This window comes from Wenyingzhuangia sp. IMCC45533 (genome assembly GCF_054111225.1).
This window is the reverse complement of sequence record NZ_CM134197.1, coordinates 70,365-89,198: the sequence shown is the minus strand read 5'-3', so window position 1 is coordinate 89,198 and position 18,834 is coordinate 70,365. Positions and strand designations below refer to the sequence as shown.

General features: G+C 28.9%; 15 protein-coding genes. 8 read left to right on the top strand and 7 right to left on the bottom strand.

All coding sequences use genetic code 11. The annotated features are described in order from the left end of the window. The first annotated feature begins 23 nt into the window (after window positions 1-23). The 7 genes from ACXGQW_RS00385 to ACXGQW_RS00355 all read left to right on the top strand — a co-directional run bounded on the left by ACXGQW_RS00385 (window position 24) and on the right by ACXGQW_RS00355 (window position 10,498). Entirely contained in the window at window positions 24-2,057 is a 2,034-nt protein-coding gene (locus ACXGQW_RS00385; protein ID WP_457823142.1) for an McrB family protein, read from the top strand. Then, complete coding sequence (locus ACXGQW_RS00380; RefSeq protein ID WP_457823141.1) at window positions 2,050-3,306, top strand: McrC family protein; 1,257 nt, start codon at window positions 2,050-2,052, stop codon at window positions 3,304-3,306. Before ACXGQW_RS00385 ends, ACXGQW_RS00380 begins: the two co-directional genes overlap by 8 nt. A gap of 48 nt (window positions 3,307-3,354) precedes the next feature. Further along, complete coding sequence (locus tag ACXGQW_RS00375) at window positions 3,355-3,687, top strand: HIRAN domain-containing protein (RefSeq protein WP_457823140.1); 333 nt, start codon at window positions 3,355-3,357, stop codon at window positions 3,685-3,687. Window positions 3,688-4,294: 607 nt separating this feature from the next. Continuing rightward, window positions 4,295-5,353, top strand: a complete 1,059-nt coding sequence (locus ACXGQW_RS00370) for a DNA cytosine methyltransferase (protein ID WP_457823139.1) — start codon at window positions 4,295-4,297, stop codon at window positions 5,351-5,353. Continuing rightward, window positions 5,346-8,324 carry an ATP-binding protein gene (locus ACXGQW_RS00365; protein ID WP_457823138.1) on the top strand — a complete coding sequence of 993 codons (2,979 nt, stop codon included), beginning with the start codon at window positions 5,346-5,348 and terminating at the stop codon, window positions 8,322-8,324. The genes ACXGQW_RS00370 and ACXGQW_RS00365 overlap by 8 nt, the downstream gene beginning before the upstream one ends. After that, window positions 8,317-9,966 carry a response regulator receiver domain gene (locus ACXGQW_RS00360; protein WP_457823137.1) on the top strand — a complete coding sequence of 550 codons (1,650 nt, stop codon included), beginning with the start codon at window positions 8,317-8,319 and terminating at the stop codon, window positions 9,964-9,966. Before ACXGQW_RS00365 ends, ACXGQW_RS00360 begins: the two co-directional genes overlap by 8 nt. 166 nt (window positions 9,967-10,132) lie before the next feature. Next, window positions 10,133-10,498, top strand: a complete 366-nt coding sequence (locus ACXGQW_RS00355) for a hypothetical protein (protein ID WP_457823136.1) — start codon at window positions 10,133-10,135, stop codon at window positions 10,496-10,498. A 210-nt stretch (window positions 10,499-10,708) separates the two neighbouring features. Here ACXGQW_RS00355 and ACXGQW_RS00350 read toward each other — a convergent pair whose 3' ends face one another. From ACXGQW_RS00350 to mnmE, 7 genes are all read right to left on the bottom strand, one after another. Next, window positions 10,709-11,638 (bottom strand): hypothetical protein, encoded by a 930-nt coding sequence (locus tag ACXGQW_RS00350; RefSeq protein ID WP_457823135.1) that lies wholly within the window; start codon window positions 11,636-11,638, stop codon window positions 10,709-10,711. Between the two features lie 260 nt (window positions 11,639-11,898). Continuing rightward, a complete protein-coding gene (locus ACXGQW_RS00345) occupies window positions 11,899-12,609 on the bottom strand; it encodes a reverse transcriptase family protein (RefSeq protein WP_457824202.1) in 711 nt (236 codons plus the stop codon). Between the two features lie 506 nt (window positions 12,610-13,115). Continuing rightward, window positions 13,116-13,427, bottom strand: coding sequence for a helix-turn-helix domain-containing protein (locus tag ACXGQW_RS00340; RefSeq protein WP_457823134.1), 312 nt, complete (start codon window positions 13,425-13,427; stop codon window positions 13,116-13,118). Window positions 13,428-13,506: 79 nt separating this feature from the next. Continuing rightward, the gene (locus ACXGQW_RS00335; RefSeq protein WP_457823133.1) at window positions 13,507-14,511 is read right to left on the bottom strand and encodes a hypothetical protein; all 1,005 of its coding nucleotides are present in this window, start codon (window positions 14,509-14,511) and stop codon (window positions 13,507-13,509) included. Between the two features lie 2 nt (window positions 14,512-14,513). Continuing rightward, complete coding sequence (locus ACXGQW_RS00330; protein ID WP_457823132.1) at window positions 14,514-15,638, bottom strand: phage integrase SAM-like domain-containing protein; 1,125 nt, start codon at window positions 15,636-15,638, stop codon at window positions 14,514-14,516. A gap of 4 nt (window positions 15,639-15,642) precedes the next feature. Then, window positions 15,643-16,185: a helix-turn-helix domain-containing protein gene (locus ACXGQW_RS00325; protein WP_457823131.1), complete on the bottom strand. Its 543-nt coding sequence runs from the start codon at window positions 16,183-16,185 to the stop codon at window positions 15,643-15,645. Window positions 16,186-16,427: 242 nt separating this feature from the next. Further along, complete coding sequence (gene mnmE / locus ACXGQW_RS00320) at window positions 16,428-17,819, bottom strand: tRNA uridine-5-carboxymethylaminomethyl(34) synthesis GTPase MnmE (protein ID WP_457823130.1); 1,392 nt, start codon at window positions 17,817-17,819, stop codon at window positions 16,428-16,430. A gap of 146 nt (window positions 17,820-17,965) precedes the next feature. Here mnmE and ACXGQW_RS00315 point away from each other — a divergent pair, with 146 nt between their 5' ends. Next, the gene (locus ACXGQW_RS00315; RefSeq protein ID WP_457823129.1) at window positions 17,966-18,826 is read left to right on the top strand and encodes a hydroxymethylglutaryl-CoA lyase; all 861 of its coding nucleotides are present in this window, start codon (window positions 17,966-17,968) and stop codon (window positions 18,824-18,826) included. Window positions 18,827-18,834 lie beyond the last annotated feature (8 nt).

Below are 18,834 nucleotides of genomic sequence, written 5' to 3'. Positions count from 1 at the left end.
AAAAAAGAATAGCTAAAGAAAAAATGAATTTAGATAAATATGAAAAGTGGCTTGTTACCAGAGATAATAAAACTGAGGGGTCTGCTAAAAGCTATAAATCAGCTATCCCAAAAATACAGGAACACTACAATCAGCACAATGGTAATTCTATTGATTTTTTTCAAAATAGTATATTAGAATTTGAAAAATTAATAGAACTGTATAGTCAAAAAGGTATTTATAATGAATTTGGAAATAAATCCAATGGCACATACAGAAACGCACTAAATGCCTTGCTTAGATTTAAAAATGATATTGAAATAATTATAGATAGAACTAAAAATTACTACTGTGTTGGATTTCATTTTTACAGTAAAAAAGCCTCAGAACAGAATCAATTAAAAACATTTATAGATAACAATGTTTGGGTTAATGGTTATGACAACAAATACCATAATAGGGTAAATAAAGTTAAGGTTGGGTCAGTTATAGCTGCAAAAACAACCTATACTATGAACGAAGATGATAAAACAATACCTGTAATGGGTGTCCATTGCATTGGTATAGTTACAGGGAATCCCAAAAACGGAAAGGAATTAACAGTAAAATGGAAGAATAACTTTAAACCTTATGTTTTAAAAGGTACAGGTGGGTATAGAGATACAATTAGTCAAGTTCATAAAAAAGATAATATTAAAATAATTTTTGGGATGGGAGATGTTGATTCAGAGTTAGTAGAAGAAGATGAAAAAAACAAAATTAAAGCTCAACCCATCAATCAAATTTTGTATGGACCTCCTGGAACAGGAAAAACACATTACTTAAAAAACGAGATATTTCATCAATACACAACACTTGAATCTAATATTACAAAAGAAGAAAACTTCACCAATATTGTGGGGCAATGTTCTTGGTGGCAAGTAATAGTAGTAGCACTAACAGAACTCGGAACTTGTAAAGTAAACGATATTTTAAATCATGCTTGGGTACAAAAAAAAGCAACGCTTTCTAATGCTACCAATGTAAGGTCTATTTTGTGGAGTCAACTCCAAAGCCATACAGTATTAGATTGTAAACATGTAAACGTTACAGATAGAGCTAACCCTTTATTATTTAGCAAAACATCTGATTCACTATGGAGCATAGATACTTTAGTAGCCAAAGAGTTAGTGCCAGAGTTGTTGGAATTACAAGAATCTGTAACCAATTTTATACCCAACCCAGATAAATTAATCAAACGATATAAGTTTGTTACTTTCCATCAGTCCTACGCTTACGAAGATTTTATAGAGGGAATAAAGCCTGTTTTAACAGAAAATGAACAGAATCCTGGGCAAATATCTTATTGTATTGAAGATGGTATTTTTAAAGATTTGTGTATTAAAGCTAAAAACGACCCAAAACACAGATATGCTATTTTTATAGACGAGATTAACAGAGGAAATGTATCTGCTATTTTTGGAGAACTTATCACTTTAATAGAAAAAGACAAAAGAACAGGGGCAAAGAATGAAATTTTGATAGAATTACCATATTCCAAAACCATTTTTGGAGTTCCAGCTAACCTTGATGTTTATGGAACAATGAATACTGCAGATAGATCTGTAGAAGCATTAGATACCGCTTTAAGACGTAGATTCGTGTTTAAAGAAATAATGCCTGATAGTTCTAAAATAAAAACTCCTGAATTTCTTATTAACACAAGTATTAAACTGTCTAATGTTCTAGACACAATTAACAAACGTATTGAAGTGTTAATAGATAGGGATCACACCATAGGACATTCTTATTTTATGAATATTACTACAGAAGCACAATTAGCTAATACATTTAATAATAGCATTGTTCCTTTATTACAGGAATATTTTTATGGAGATTACGGTAAAATTGGTTTGGTTTTAGGTACTGGTTTTGTAAAAGCTCCTGAAAATAATATAGTTGAATTTTCTAATTTCAATTATCCAGATGTTGACCAGTTTGAAAACAACACCTATATTTTAAAATCAGTAGATAAAAACACTATAATTAATGCTATTAAAACATTATTAAACATTGAGGAAACTACTAAAAATGAGTAGTCACAATAACATACAAGTTTTTGAGCATGAAACCTTAAAGTTAAACACCAATGGCTTTACTGATCACCATTTAAATTTATTATTAAAACTGAATGATGCTCATGGTGGTGTTTATTTTCAACCCGTATATAAAGGCATTAAATTCAATCAATACGTAGGTGTATTACAAGTAAAAGGATTAACTATTGAAATAAATCCCAAGGCAGATAAATACGACACCAACGATAAGTGGAAAAACGTATTAATCCCAATGCTAAAAGCATGTGGAAAATTAAATGTAAAAAACTCTGGTAAGGCACAATTAAAAAGACAAAAAGTAAATTTATTAGAAATTTACTTTGAAAACTATTTACAGGAGATAAACATGCTTTTAAATCAAGGGTTTATAAAACAATACAGAAATCACACCGCGAATATTAATACCTTAAAAGGAAAATTAGAATTTGCTGCTAATATTCGTAAAAATCTGGTTCGTAAAGACCGCTTTTATACCACGCATCAAGTATATGATCAAAACCATTTATTACACCAAATATTATACAAAGCGTTAAATATTATTGGTGGTTTTACCCAAGGAACTTATTTGTATGATGCGGTACAAAGAATAGAAATTCAATTTCCTAAATTAAGTGCTAAAAACATAACTGTTAAAGATTTAGATAGTATAAAGCTCACTAGAAAATCGTTTGCTTATAAAGAGGCACTAGACTTAGCAGAGCTGATTATTTTAAATTATTCTCCAGATTTATCTGGAGGTAAACAAAATATGATAGCCTTCCTTTTTGATATGAATAACCTTTGGGAGACTTTTGTACTAAAACAATTGCAAAAATATACTAAAGGCAAAGAAAATATGAGTGTCTATGGCCAGGAATCTAGAAGTTTTATTGGGAATCATACTTTACGACCTGATATTAGAATTTGTATTAATAATGAAGATTATATAGTAGATACCAAATGGAAAATTCCATATGATGCTAAAGCCAGTGTACAAGATTTAAGACAGATGTATACGTATGGACGCTATTGGAATGCTAAAAAAATAATGTTATTATATCCTGGAGCAGAAGAAAAATCAAAAGTCTATAGAAATTTTGTAAATCGTACTGATTATTCAGAACCTGAAACATTTCATCAGTGTAAAGTAGGCTTTGCGAGCGTTATAACTAAAAATAATATGACTAGATTGAATACAAATTTAGCTTTAAATATTATTGAATTATTAGAAAACTCACACTTGCGAAAATAGATTGCGTAGCTAGTTTACACATTTGTGTTAAATACAAAATACACGAATATGAAAACTACAAAAAAACACATTAAATCTTTTAGTATTGCAGGTTATCAATATAATGAAGGAGCTTTAGTTTACAATAAACTTAAAGTAGGAAAAAAAGTATCATTGATAGCAGAACCCGATAATCGTTTTGACGAAAATGCAGTTGCTATTTATTATAAAGATTTCAAACTAGGTTATATTCCTAAAGCAATGAATAAAACAATAGGTACTTTATTAAATTTAGGACATACAAGTTTATTTTATGCGGTAATTCAACAGATAGATCCCACTTGTTTATATGATGGTATTAAAGTAGTCATTTATGCTCAATACAATAATAATGAAGAGTAAATTTAAAAGGTTCTCTAGAAAAGACGAAGAGAATTACGAAGAGGTTGAATATACATATTCATTAGATTTTAAAATTAACAGATGTTATGAGTTGCTATTTGTAATTACAATCATACTTTTTATTTTATAAGTAAAATCATTTAATAATCAAAAGCGAAATAAAGAACGTTATTTCGCTTTTTTATTTACCACACTTCAACTATGCAATTAGGACGTATATCTGTTTTACACATTTGTACTATTATTAATCAACATATAAAATAATAGTTATAAAAAAAGCAGTAAGATTTTTAGCAATGCTTGTGAGTACTACAATCAATCTTTCACAAGAAAAATAGGGGAGTACTCATCTTCTTATTTTAAAAACAAAACATTTAGAATTGCAGTATAAAACCTTAAACTTATGCTGTGATTTGTTTGACCTGTTTATTTCCCCCAATATAGAAAATGAAATTGTCTTTATTTATTGAGTTTGATGCTTATAAGGGACTTTTAAGGGACTCTTTTTATATGAATTATGTATTTGTTGTTTTTTAAAAGAAATTTTGTTATGTAGATTTTTGCATTTATTTTAAACAAAGTTACCTTTGAATAAAACTATCAAAAATTGAAGGGTAACTTAAAAGCGGTTGATTTTTTTTGTGGAGGTGGTGGTATGAGCTATGGTATGAAGAAAGCAGGAATAAAAATTCTTGCTGGAATAGATCATGAGCTTGCTTGTAAGGAAACTTATGAGGCTAATATTAAAGGAGCTAAATTTATTGCAGCAGATGTTTTCGATTTAGATGCTGAAAAACTACAAAAAGATCTTAGGCTAAAACGTAATGATGATGATTTATTATTGATAGGTTGTAGTCCTTGTCAGTTTTGGAGCATAATCAATACAGATAAGACCAAATCTAAAAAATCTAAAAACCTACTAATAGAATTCGAGAGATTTGTGAAGTTTTTTAATCCCGGATATGTTGTTGTAGAGAATGTTTCAGGGGTATTAAGGAAGAAAGAAGAAAGTGGTCTAGATGATTTTATAAAGTGGCTAAAGTCAAAAAAGTATAATGTTCATTTTGAGGTACATAACATTAGCGATTATGGTGTTCCTCAAAGTAGAAAACGTTTTACTTTGGTTGCAAATAGAATCGGAGAAAATAAAATTTTTCCTGATAAACATAAAGGAAAAAAAATTACGGTTAGAGATGTGCTAGGTGTTAAAAACGGCTTTCCTAAAATAGAAGCTGGTCATAAAGATTCCACAGAGTTTATACATTCTGTTCCTAACATATCAAAACTCACATTAGAAAGAATTCAAACTGTACCTCATAATGGTGGTAATAGATTAAGTTTTGCTAATAATCCCAAATTACAATTAAAATGTTTTATAGATAGAGATACATCTCACACGGATACTTTTGGTAGGCTATACTGGGATAAACCTTCACCTACAATTACAACAAAATTTTTTAGTGTTTCTAATGGTCGTTTTGTGCATCCAGAAGAAGATAGAGCTCTTTCATTAAGAGAAGGAGCAACTTTGCAGTCGTTTCCTAAAAAATATAAGTTTTTTGGAACTAGTCAAGCTGCAATAGCAAGAATAATAGGTAACGCAGTTCCACCAGAATATGCTAGGCGAATAGGCTTAGCTATAAAAAAGAATCATTTAAATGGCTAATTTTAAAACCAGAGCTAGAACATTAGATTTATTAGGAAGACAACAAATAGCTGGAATCCCTACTGCTATCAATGAACTTTTGAAAAACGCTCATGATGCTTATGCAGATAAGGTTGATATTGATTATTTCAGAAAAGAAAATTTTCTTGTACTCCGAGATGATGGGGTTGGTATGTCAAAAAAAGATTTTGAATCTAGGTGGCTTACATTAGGTACTGAAAGTAAGTTTTTAAGTAAAAAAATGTCTCCACCACCTGTTGATAATACAAAGCCTTTAAGACCATCTATGGGAGAAAAAGGAATAGGTAGATTAGCGATTGCTTCCATCGGGAAACAAGTGTTGATTTTGTCTAAAAGAGAAAATCATAAAATAGTTGGAGCATTAATTAATTGGCAAATTTTTGAATTACCGGGTCTTAATCTAGAGGATATCGTTGTTCCAGTAAGAGAGTTTAACTCACTTCCTAATTTAAATGATATTAATGAAATGAAAAAAGAGCTATTAGACTCTGTTTCAGTTTTATTAAATCAAGGTGATATTGATGATGAGGAAGCTAAATCTATATCATCAACTATTTTAAGTTTTAAATTATCTCCCAAAGAATTAGATAAGAAATTAATAGGAGATTATTCAATTAATGATAATAGGGGTACTTTTTTTTACATTTCCAATGTTGATGATATATTAAATGCTGATATAGATGGAAGAAAAAATAATAAAGATGCTACTAAAATAGAAAAAATGCTAATTGGGTTTCATAATACAATGACACCAGATCACCCTAGTCCAGTATTAAATATTTTGTTTCGGGATTATCGAGGAGAAGATGACACTTATTTTAGTATTATTGACCAAGAACATTTTTTTACTCCAGAAGATTTTGAATTAGCTGATCATCATATTCAAGGGGAGTTTGATAAATTTGGTCAATTTAAAGGAATGGTTAAAGTATATAGAGATAAAAATTTTGACCATATTGTTAATTGGAATGCTAATAATTTTAAGGAGACTCAATGCGGAGCTTTTAGTATAAACCTAGCCTATGTTCAAGGTACTAAGGCTGAGACAGTAATAGATCCAGAAAATTTTTCTAGAATTCTAGCTAAAGCAGATAAATTTGGAGGTCTCTATATATACAAAGATAACATTAGGATTCTTCCCTATGGTGATTCAGATTTTGACTACTTAGATATAGAAAAAAATAGATCAAAAAGAATATCTACCTATTTCTTTTCATATAGAAGAATGTTTGGAGTAGTAAATATTCATCAAAAGGAAAACTTTAAATTAAAAGAGAAGGCTGGTAGGGAAGGTTTTATTGAAAATAAAGCATTTAGACAGCTACAAGATATACTAAAAAATTTCTTTACTCAATTAGCAGCTGACTTTTTTAGAGATGATAAAACAGCCGGTCCAAAAGCTGAGGCTTGGAAAACTAAAAGACAAGAACTTCAATCAGCTCATAAAGCTTTAGAGAGAAGAGATAAACAAATTAAGATTAGAAAAGAAAAATTTGAAAATTCAGTAAACGAATTTTTCATCAACCTAAATAACGAAGTATTTAAAAAAGAGGTAGAAAGTATTCTTGAAAAATCTGAGATTCAATTTGGAGCTGTTTATAGCATTAAAGGACATGATGATGCTAGTCAGAAAGTTTTAGATATTGAATCGGACATTAGGTTAGAATTAACAAATTACAAGAAAAAGATAAGTATTTCACAACCTAGAGGTTTTGTAATAAAAAAGAGTATGAAAGTTGATTATGAAACATATTTATCAGAAATCAACACATTAGAATACAAATTGTTTGTACCCGCTTTTAACCGAATTGATTCGTTAGTAGAAAAAACTGTAGATACTTTAAATTTAGAGATAAGTAAAAGAAAACGATTAGAAAAAGCAGTTGATTTTATATCTACTGAAGCAAAAAAAATCAATCAAAAAAAACAAAGTGATTTATCAAGTTCTGTGAGTGACATAACGAAAAGAGTTAAGGAGTTGACTAATGATTTGATGATAGACTTAGATAATAAAATTAGAGGGGTAAAGGATGACTTTAAAAATTTAAACCTCTCGCAAGGTTCCGATATTGATATAGTAACTAAACGAAAAGAGTTAGAAAATGATATAAATTCAGTTAGTGATCGGAATGCCATAATTTTTGATTCTATAATAAGGCAGTTAGAAAGTGTTTATTGGGAAAGAGATGCTGATGATCATATTATTACTAATGAAGAAATTACTAACGCAATAGGGGAGGAATTAGATGATTTGAGAACTAGAGTTCAGTCAGATATTGAGTTAAGTCAGTTAGGTTTGGCTGTTGGGGTAATACACCATGAATTTAGTAGTACTATCAAAACTGTTAGAGCTGGATTAAAAGATTTAAAAGCTTGGTCTGATGTTAACGAAGATCTTGAAGGTGTTTATAAAAATATCAAGATAAGTTTTGAGCATTTGGATGGTTATTTGAACCTTTTTACTCCTTTAAACAGGAGATTAAATAGAAATAGAGAAGAAATAAAAGCTCTTGAAATAAAGACTTTCTTACTAGATTTATTTAAAACTCGATTGACGAGACATAATATTAAATTTAAGCATACGAAAGGATTTTCTAAATCTAAGTTATTTGGTTTTAGATCAACATTTTACCCTGTATTTGTTAATTTATTAGATAATGCTATTTATTGGCTCAACAATTCTCCGGTTAAGGAGAAAATAATATTGCTTCACTCTGATTTAGAAGGAAATGTTTTTATTTCTAACAATGGTATATCCATACCTGTTCAGGATAATTATAAAATTTTTGATTTAGGATTTACTCGAAAAGAAAATGGGAGAGGAATGGGACTTCATATTAGTAAAGAAGTTCTAAATGCAGAATTTTATGATATCTATTTAGATGTCCCTAGAGAAGATTATTCTGTAACTTTTAAAATTGAAAAATTAAAGAAAGAAAATAATGAGTGATAACTTTTTAATTGAATGTAAAAAAATAGCTGATAAATATATTCAAAATATTGTGTTTATTGATGATGATGTTTATGGTGAGAGAAAGAAACAAAAGCATCACTTGGATCAAGAGAAAATAATAAAAGCTTTTTCTAATGCTGAAAAAATTTGTGCTGTTTATAATCCCGAAAAAGATATTGATATTATTTCATTGACTAATATTTCTAAGAAGTCAGACATTGTAATTCTTGACTGGAATATGGACTTGTTAACTACTGAAGAATTTGGAGACGATGACGATGTTGTTGAGGAAGAAGATCACAGGGGTAAATATACTCTAGACTTAATCGATGGAATACTTTTTGACGATACACAATTTACAGGTCTTAAAAGTATTATTGTTTATACTGGTGAAATAGATTTAGATGAAATAATTAATCAGATTTATTCCAGAGTTATCAAAAAAGATTTGGGTCTTGTAAAAAATGAATATGAATTAATAGGTAATTCATATAAGATTTCTGTAATTATAAAAGATACTGGAAGTGAAAAGAAATATGTAGGTGAGAAAATAGAAAAAAGAGTAATCTCTTATGAAAAACTTCCTGAGTTTATAATAAATGATTTTACATCTATTACCCAAGGGATTCTACCTAGTTTTTCATTAAAAGCAATTTCTGAAATTAGAAGTAATTCAAGTAAAATTTTAGGTCTTTTTTCAAAAGAGTTAGATAACGCTTATTTAGCTCATAGATCATTACTACCTAATCAAGAAGATGCTGAAGATCTTTTGATAGAATTATTAAAGGATGCTCTAGCCGATACATTAAACTATAAATCAGTAACAGGTTTTATTAACAAAGATTTTATAAATAATTGGGTAGATTTCAATATTAACGATGAAACAAAATACACACTTAATAATGAAGGTGTTGAAACTACAGATACTTACATTAGAAATAAAATGTTACTCAACAATCTATTAACAAATTCCAATTCTGAAATAAATAAACGATTTAATGAAGTTCTTTCAAGTTTACAATTGAATGATGGTGAATCAATATCAAAAGGTAAAGTATCCAAATGGATTAAAAGCTTACTTAAAGATAGTAATATCACATTATTTCTAAATAATAATGAGTTGAGTAATAAGAATAATATTAATCATAAATTTGCGACACTAACTCATCACAAAAGTTTGCTTTTACCGTATAAATCGAACCCTAAATTGAGTTTAGGAACAGTAGTAAAAAGCACAAAAAAAACTAATGATTTTTATGTATGTATTCAGCAAAAATGTGATAGTGTTAGGTTATATGGCTTTGAGCGAAAGTTTTTGTTTTTACCTCTCTCTAAAATTTCTGAAGGGAAGTTTAATTTTGTTACACCAGAAGGAGATAAGTTAGCTTTAAAAAAGAAATCATTTGAGTTAAGAACAATTAAATTTATTGGAGATAAGACCGAAGGTGTTGTTAAAAGTGAGAAAGTAGATGATAAATATCTCTTCAAACAAAAATATAATGGTGAGGAAGATGAACAATTTGAGTGGGTTTTTGATTTAAAAGATTTACATGCTCAGAGAATTGCTGTTGAATATGCTTCTCAATTATCTAGAGTTGGATTAGATGAGTCGGAGTGGTTGCGTATGGGGAGTATGTAAAATGGTTGTTTAAAAGTCTGTTATTTAATCAATAAAATAATTTTTATACTTAATTAGTATTAAATATTACAACTTAAGATAACAATAAGTATAACCTTTATTTTCAAACTTTTATCTATGGTTTCAAGTTCATAACTTAGTTTATTTAACAGTAAAAATATAAGAAATGAACCAAAGAAATTTTAGAAAAAAATCGGCAGAAGAATTAAAGGATTTAACGGCAAAAGAACTGTTGTCAGGAGAAATGAAACCGCATTTTAAAGGAGTAGGTAAGAATATTAAGATGCTATCACCTGATGAGCAATTTCAGTTTACAAAATATATGGCAAAAATTTTGGGAAAAGGTAATGATGTAATAGCCCAAGAGACAAGACATTTACTTTATAATAGTATGAAGGAACATTTTGAAAAATGTAAATTCTATTTTAATCACTTACCTCAACATAAAAAAGCAACTGAATTAAGACAGTTATTAACTCTTCTACCTTCTGAAAGTAAAGAAGATATAGCAAGTTTAATAAAAAATAAATAAAAGGGTACAGCCACAAATTAACGCTTTTAAGGCTTATTCTATTTAAATACAAAAGACTTTCCAGTTAAATCCAGAAAGTCTTTTATTTATTAGTGTTTCCGCTTTATAAATGGGTACAGGTTACCCCCACCATTAAAATATAAATATATTTAAGAGTAGCAACTAGGAGAGAAGTACTCATCAGCCTGATTTTTAGCATTTTTTGAAAAATCAATATACACAATAGCCTAATTCATTACCTATGGTAGTTTTTTCATCAGATACTTTTACCCAACATTGTTCTAAAAATTCATATCTAGTTAATTCGTATGAATGACCTTTAGAATTAACTATTTTCACATAATAATCATTTGGATTAGATTTATATTTACAAGAAATAGTTCCTAAGTATTGTTTGTCGTATCTATTTCCCGAATAGATTTTAGTTCCATAGTTTTTAAATGTTGGTCTTTTCCATTCGGATTTAATATGATTTTTAGCCAATAAAGGATGCGGTATGAAATTTATTGTAGTTTCTAAATCTGTAACACTGTTGTGTTTTTTCAGTCCTTTTTGATAAGATTTTTTTAACATGGGTTGCCATGTATTTACATTGGCTATAAATGCTTTTGTAGCTTGTTTACTAAATGTAAATTTGATTGAATTAGATTCAATACTTGATTTAAGAATAAACAAACCTTCAAAAGACTTAACGACACTATCAGCCCATTTTTTTTGAAAAGCTTTTAATCGGATAATTTTTTTTTTTGTTAAATCAAGATTTATTTTTTCAATACTATCCATTTTTTTTGCTTTAAGTTTTTTTTGCTTTAAAAAAATCTTATTGATTTGCCTCATTTTAACCCTAGAGTCTTTGTAGTTTTTATTTGATGGAGTAACAAGTTCAAAATTATGGATAGCTTTTACGTATTCTTTTTTCTCGAAATTTTCAATTCCTGCTTTGTAATAATCAGTTAAAGAATATGTAATTATTATAATTAAAAAGAAAATAGCAGGAAGCCCAGCTATTACTTTTTTAGTTATTGAAGTTTTTCGTTTTAAAATACCATAAAGACCTATTGGATAAAAGAATAACAGAGATAGAATAAGTAAACTATTTTTATCGTACCATTTTTTCTGATTTAAGTTTTTTTGTTCCATTTATTTATTTTTAGTTGATTAATAAACCTCAACACGGATACGAACAAAAAATAACGTGCCAATATCACGTTAGTAGAGGAAGGCTCGCCAAAGCCCAAACAAAGTAACGGAAAAGGCACGCCTTTACAGGCGTACTTTTTGAATCCATCTCACTTTGTTTTAAAAAATTGGCGATTTTCCTAAACTGAGACTATTTCTAGTACGTATGTGCAAGACCCCTAAGGGTATGTTTTATATTTTTAATGTAAATGTATTGTATTTTAATTTTGGTACAAAATACCATTAGATATTTTCTCGATATATTCTTTTATACAATAGCAACCTATATAACTATCTACAGATTTAAAATATCTTAAGCTATGATTTAAGTTATTACCTGGGTACAGTTTTTTATTTCTAAGAAGCACACCAGTAATTTCACAGTCGTTTCGTCTGTATTCTGTTTTTGCAGGATTTATTTTTATGTATTTATGTTTGAACATCCTTAGTATATATCTTTGCTTGTTTTTAAAGTTAGTATCGCTAGAAATAGTTATATCGTCAACATATACAGATATAACAAATTTTTCTTTTTGTAGCAGTTTAAAAGTAGATTTAAACTCATGTTTTAATACTAATGCAGACAAAAATGATGAGGTAGGGCTACCTTGTATTAAATAACCTTTTTTAGTACAAATACGTGTTATTAATTTAGCTGTTTTATCAGGGATGTTTTCTTTTATTAAAGCGAAATAAATCATTCTATAATTAATGGTATTAAAAAAGTTTTTAAAGTCTAGTAAAAGAAAGTTAGAATTGTACGAATGATATTTTGCGTTTTTTACAAAATCTCTTTTTTTAATTCCTCCAAAAAAATAATTAGGCAGTTCAATAGCTGAAAGAATTTCATCTAAAATAACCCTCTGTACGAATTTCAGTTTATATACTGGCTTATATATTTTTCTTGAACCCATATTATTTCGTTTAGGAATAGTTTCATCGATGTACAGTGTAGAATCGTTAGAATTTAATTGATGAAGTAGAAGTTTTAATTTTTTCTTTTCAAACTCAAAACTTTTATTTATTTCTTTTGGAGTTGGGGGAGGAAATACCCGCCTGGGATATTTTTTTTTTAGTTCTCTTTGTTTTATTTTTTCTTTTTTTTGAGTTATGGCGATAACTAAGTTTTTAAATTTAATCTTAACAGGTATTATTTGGAATTAATTTCCCTAGAACAAAATGAGAAGTGATATGTTTATTAATTATTTTACCTGAGTTTATTTTAATAAATATCAAATTTCACTTCTCATTTCTTAAGTGTTTTAGGCTTTGGACGAAATTCGCTTTCTAGTCGTTGTAATTGCTGCGAATTTTGTACGAACTTTATAAAGGGAAGTTTTCTTAACTAGTAGGAAGAATAGATAAACTAACAAACTAGGTCAAATTATATTAAATGACTTGAATTACTCAGAACTTCTAATATGAAGGTGTGTTGTTATTATTTTATAGATTCAGTCACTTCTGATTTAGTTAAAATTTTATGCTTTTTTATTAAATCTATAAGTTCAATCCTAAAGAAGAATAATTTTTTACCTAATTTATAATGAGGAATTTCATTTCTATTACAATATTGATAAATGGTGTTTTTAGTAAGCCCTAAAAATTTAGAAGCTTCATTAATCCCTATAGGATATCTATCTATTCTAGGTTGAGTTAATACTGTTGTATTTACAGTTTTTTGAAGTTGAACAATTTTGTTGGTTAGAGAAGCCACTGCTTCGGGCAAGTCTTCGATTTTAAGTTTAGTCATAATTACTGTTTTTATTAATTTTACAGCAAATATGAGTTCGTATATTAAAGGGTTACAATAGGGGGGGGACTACCCGTATTTAACCCGTATATTTTGTTATTAATATTGTGTTATTTTCTTTTATTATATCAATTATAGGATTTTTGCGGAAGTTAATTTTTGAACTGATTTGGTCTTCTGCATTTTTATAAGTGAATTCAGTAGATGTTTTTCCATTTTTCAAAAACATAAAATTATCAATCACCCATGTTATCAAATCTTTTTTAGTAGAAAAGCATAACAAATTATTTATGTAAAGTTTTTTAAAAGAATCGAGCAGCTTGTTTCCGTTATTTTTGAATCTCAATTTTTTGTTTATCTTTTTTCCATTTATAAGTTCTTTTAGTTCAATTTGGTCTTCTGTATCAAAATAATCTTGAAAGATTATTAAAAAAGAATTTGAAATTTCTGAGCTACAGCTAAAAAGGCTTTGATTAGAATTAATTTCCTTATTACCTAGTTTAAATTGTTTTTCTATGGTTGTACAATCTTTACTAATAAATTTTTCATAAGAAAAGTTTGAATAGAGGTATTTTTTTTGGATGCTAGAATTGTGATTTACTTTTAGGATTAGTTCTTCTAAATAGTATTCTATATCTCTTTTACTAGTAAAATCCATCATATTACTATCCTGAATAATTACATTTAATGATGTAATAAACTCATTCAATAAGAATGGACTTGAATTTGGAAAAAATCCAAATTTTTCAATATACGATGATATCGCTACTTTTATTTGTTTTTTAAAATTGTTTTTATCATTTCTATATAAATTTGAGATATCATTAAAACAATAATAAATCCATTTGATTACAGTAGTTCCATAATTTTTAAAACTGTCTCTTTGTATTACTTCTTTAGCAGAAAGTGATTCATGATATTCACAACAGTATGGAAAAACATCTGCTCTATCTTTAATGTGTTGAAATTTATAATCATATTTTTTTATAAGGAACTCTATATTAAGATTTCTACGACTGTGTAGAGAGCCCTGAACTACATATTTATCATCTTTTTCAAACCTTGGTTTTTTGAAGTCCCTCATAATTAAATACTTAATATAATTTTATTCGTTGTTTCTACCTTTTTTTCATCTACTAATTTAGCATAGCGTAAAGTTGTATTTATACTAGTGTGCCCCATCATTTTCATAACAGTAAAAATACCTGTACCGTTAGAAAGTTGAAGTACAGCATAAGTATGTCTAAAGCAATGGTAGGTTATTTTTTTGTTGATGCCAGAGCTGTTTACCCAACGCTGTATTTTTTCGTTTAGATGATTACTATATTTAATTTTTCCTTCAAAAATCAAATCATTGGGTTCTTTAGGTTTTCCTAATAGAGTGAGACATTGTTTAGATATAGGTATTTCTAAAGGGACTCCTGTTTTGTCTTGAATAAATTGAAGACTATGCACGTCTGTATCTTTATTATATTTCAAGTGTTCCCATTTCATTGAATTCATATCTACATATCTGACTCCTGTAAGTACTGATATAAGGCACATTCGTTTAATATCAGGTTCAATACTCTCATTCTCAATAAGATTATTAACCTCATTTAAAGTCAAAAACTCTTTTATGACCTCTTCTTCTTTAATACCTGTAATTTTTTTGTTGAGGTCTTTTTCAAGAATGTCTTCTTTATAAGCTTGCTTTAATACATGTTTGAATTTATTGAAATAACTAGAAGCTGTGTTTATAGAGATTTCTTTATTTGAATTATTTTTTGATTTTGCTGAAAGTAAATATTCTTTATACCCCTCACAGAGGGCAACGTTTAAATTTTTAAAGCTTATACTATTTCCAAAGTAGTGTTTTAAATAATAGATAGTAGCTAACCAATTCCCATAATTAGATCCCTCACGCTTTTCGGAGAGCTCATGATAATATTGTATAAAACACTTTTCTCCTTTTTTAGTTTTTTCTATTCTTTCCTTTTCAAATTCATTATAAACCTCTGGTTTTAGGAGTTCATTTTCTCTTTTAGACCTTAATTGTTCCGCAATATTGAGTGTGTTTTTCTTGTCAATTTTTTCAAGTGGCTTCTTGGGTTTATCAATAACATGTAGTTTAAGATATTCCTTAGTTCTTTTACCGTTAATTGTATAATCTAAGTAAAGACCACTTTTCCCATTTTTAAGTGGTTTATGTCTTAATTTGACTTTTGGCATAAGTTTAACTTAATAGATTGTCGATTTCTTTTTTTGGTACATATGTGTACTTTCCTTTTTTAATTTTTGGAATCTGATTCCTTTTAATCATTGAATAAAGAGCTTTTTCACTAACATTATAAATGTCTAAAATTTGGTTGACGAAATAACAATCTTTGATATCAATATCTTCAGGGAGACGTGTTTCCTTTTTGATTTGGAAAAGTTCATCAATATCTATACGTCTAATCATAGTTTTCTGAATACCTAGATTAAATGATTTTAAACGTTTTGATTCAATTAATCTATATATAGTCCACTTAGAACAACCCAGCAGAGTAGAAGTCTCTTTAACAGTCAGATACTCTTTAGTTTTAAACAAGCTCACTTCTTGTGTTATTGTTGACTGAGTTTCTTTATGAGCTTCTTCAATTTTTTGATTCCTCATCCTTAGCTTGTAGGCTTTTCTAGAACATTGAAGAGAACAGTATTTAGTAACAGTCGTTTTTGCTGTAAATTCACTCTTACAGTGTTGACATTTTTTTTGAATTCTAATATTTGAACTCATAAGACCTTAATTGTTTCAATATTTAGCTGAGCACTCTTAATTGTAGCAAATTGTTGCATTATTTCCTACATTAGAATACTAATTAATGTAAATATACAAAAAGGGACGATACAGGGGACAAGTACAATTGAAATAAAACACTAACAAAACAATATTAAAAGAATCTTAGTTTTGTTAGTTATTAATTAAATAGAGGCTTTGTTTCGTTTTTTACCAGTTTGGTTGATTTTTGTTTAAAGGACTTATTTCCCAATACAGAAATTTGCAAACACATTCGATAAGAGATCATCGGTGGTAACTTCACCAGTAATGAGTCCGAAATAATAAAGAGCTTCCTTAATATCAATATCCAACAAATCTCCTGAAAGTCCCTGTCGTAAACCCGCATCAACTTTGTCAATTTCATTTAATGCTTTTAACAAAGCATCATAGTGGCGTGAGTTGGTTACAATCGTTTCATTGTTATTTAATGCACCAATATTTACCAATTTAGTCAGGGCATTGGTTAAGGCTCCAATACCTTGCTTAGATTTTGCAGAAATAGGAATAATTCCAGGAATATCCATCTTTAACTGCTGTACTAATTCATCAGAAATCTGATCTACTTTATTAGCTATAATAATAAGTTGTTTTTGTGGAAACTTGTTTTTTATAGACTCCAATTCAACTTTGTACTTAGTACTTTGTACCGAGTACTCTTTAACATCAAACAAATAAATAACTACCTGTGCTTGCGAAATTTTTTCAAAAGTTTTTTGAATTCCAATATTTTCAACTACATCTTTAGTTTCTCTAATCCCAGCAGTATCAATAAATCGATAAGCGACTCCATCAATAATAATTTCGTCTTCTATGGCATCTCTCGTAGTTCCCGCAATGTCCGATACAATGGCACGCTCCTCGTTTAACAAGGCATTTAGCAAGGTGGATTTACCAACATTGGGCTCTCCCACAATGGCCACAGGTATTCCGTTTTTAATCACATTACCCACAGCAAAAGAGTCTATCAACCGTTTTAGAACCACTTGTATTTTAGCCACTAGGTTTTTAAATTCTGTTCTATCTGCAAATTCTACGTCCTCTTCAGCAAAATCTAATTCTAAAGTAATTAACGAAGCAAAATTGATTAGTTGATCTCTAAGATTTTGAATTTCGTTAGAAAAACCACCACGCATTTGTTGCATGGCTACTTGGTGAGAAGCTTCAGAATCTGAAGAGATTAAATCGGCAACAGCTTCTGCCTGTGATAAATCCAATTTTCCGTTGATAAAAGCTCTAAGCGTAAATTCACCAGCATCAGCCATTCGGGCTCCTTTTTGCAATAAAACCTGTATAATTTCTTGTTGAATGTACACAGATCCATGACAAGAAATTTCTATAGTATCTTCTCCTGTATAGGAATGAGGATTTTTAAAAACAGATATTAAAACCTGATCTATCGTTCTTTTATCATCAATAAAATGTCCTAAATGTAGTGTATGAGATTTTTGCAACAACAAAGACTTATTTTCTTTAACAGAAACAAAGCAATCCTCTGCAATTTTAATAGCATCGGGACCAGACAAACGAATAATAGCAATAGCTCCCACACCAGAGGCTGTAGCCAAAGCAACAATAGTATCTTTTAATATCATGTAACAAAATTACACCATTCATTAATATTTAACCAATAGAAATCTATTTAAATTAATTTCAAAAGTCATGTCTGAGTTTAGTATTTGTAAAAAATATACTGCTTATAACCTATACTCAATTGTTGTGGTTTAGTATATTTGAAATTATGGGAAATCCAGAAAAAATAAAACTAATTGAATGTCCTAGAGATGCCATGCAAGGGATTAAAGATTTTATTCCAACACATCTCAAAGCAAAATATATCAATGCTATTTTAAGTTGTGGTTTTGATACTGTTGATTTTGGTAGTTTTGTTTCTCCGAAAGCCATCCCTCAAATGAGAGACACCGCAGATGTTTTATCTAAATTAAATTTAGACGCAACTAGCAGTAAACTTTTAGCTATAGTAGCCAACTCTAGAGGGGCTGAGGATGCTTGCAGGTTTGATGAAATTAATTATTTAGGATATCCATTTTCAATATCAGAAATATTTCAAGTAAGAAATACCAACAAAACCATTAAAGAGAGTTTTTTAGAGCTACAGAAAATTATCAACTTAGCTTCCAAACATAATAAGCAAGTGGTTACCTATTTATCTATGGGCTTCGGAAATCCTTATGGAGACCCTTGGAACGTTGATATTGTAGGGGATTGGGTAGAAAAATTATATCAAGCTGGAGTTCAAATATTATCACTCTCGGATACTGTCGGAACTTCAACTCCAGATTCTATTGAATATTTGTTTAAAAATTTAATTCCGTTATATCCTAAAGTTGAATTTGGAGCACACTTACATACAACTCCCAGTCGATGGCATCAAAAATTAGAAGCAGCTTATCTTAACGGTTGTAAGAGATTTGATGGTGCTATTAAGGGCTACGGAGGCTGTCCTATGGCGACAAACGCTTTAACTGGAAATATGCCCACGGAAAAAATGTTGTCTTTCTTTACTGAGCAAAAGGCCTTAACTGGAGTGAATTCCTTGAGATTTGAGAGTGCTTATAATGTAGCCTTACAAGTGTTCTAAATCCGAAA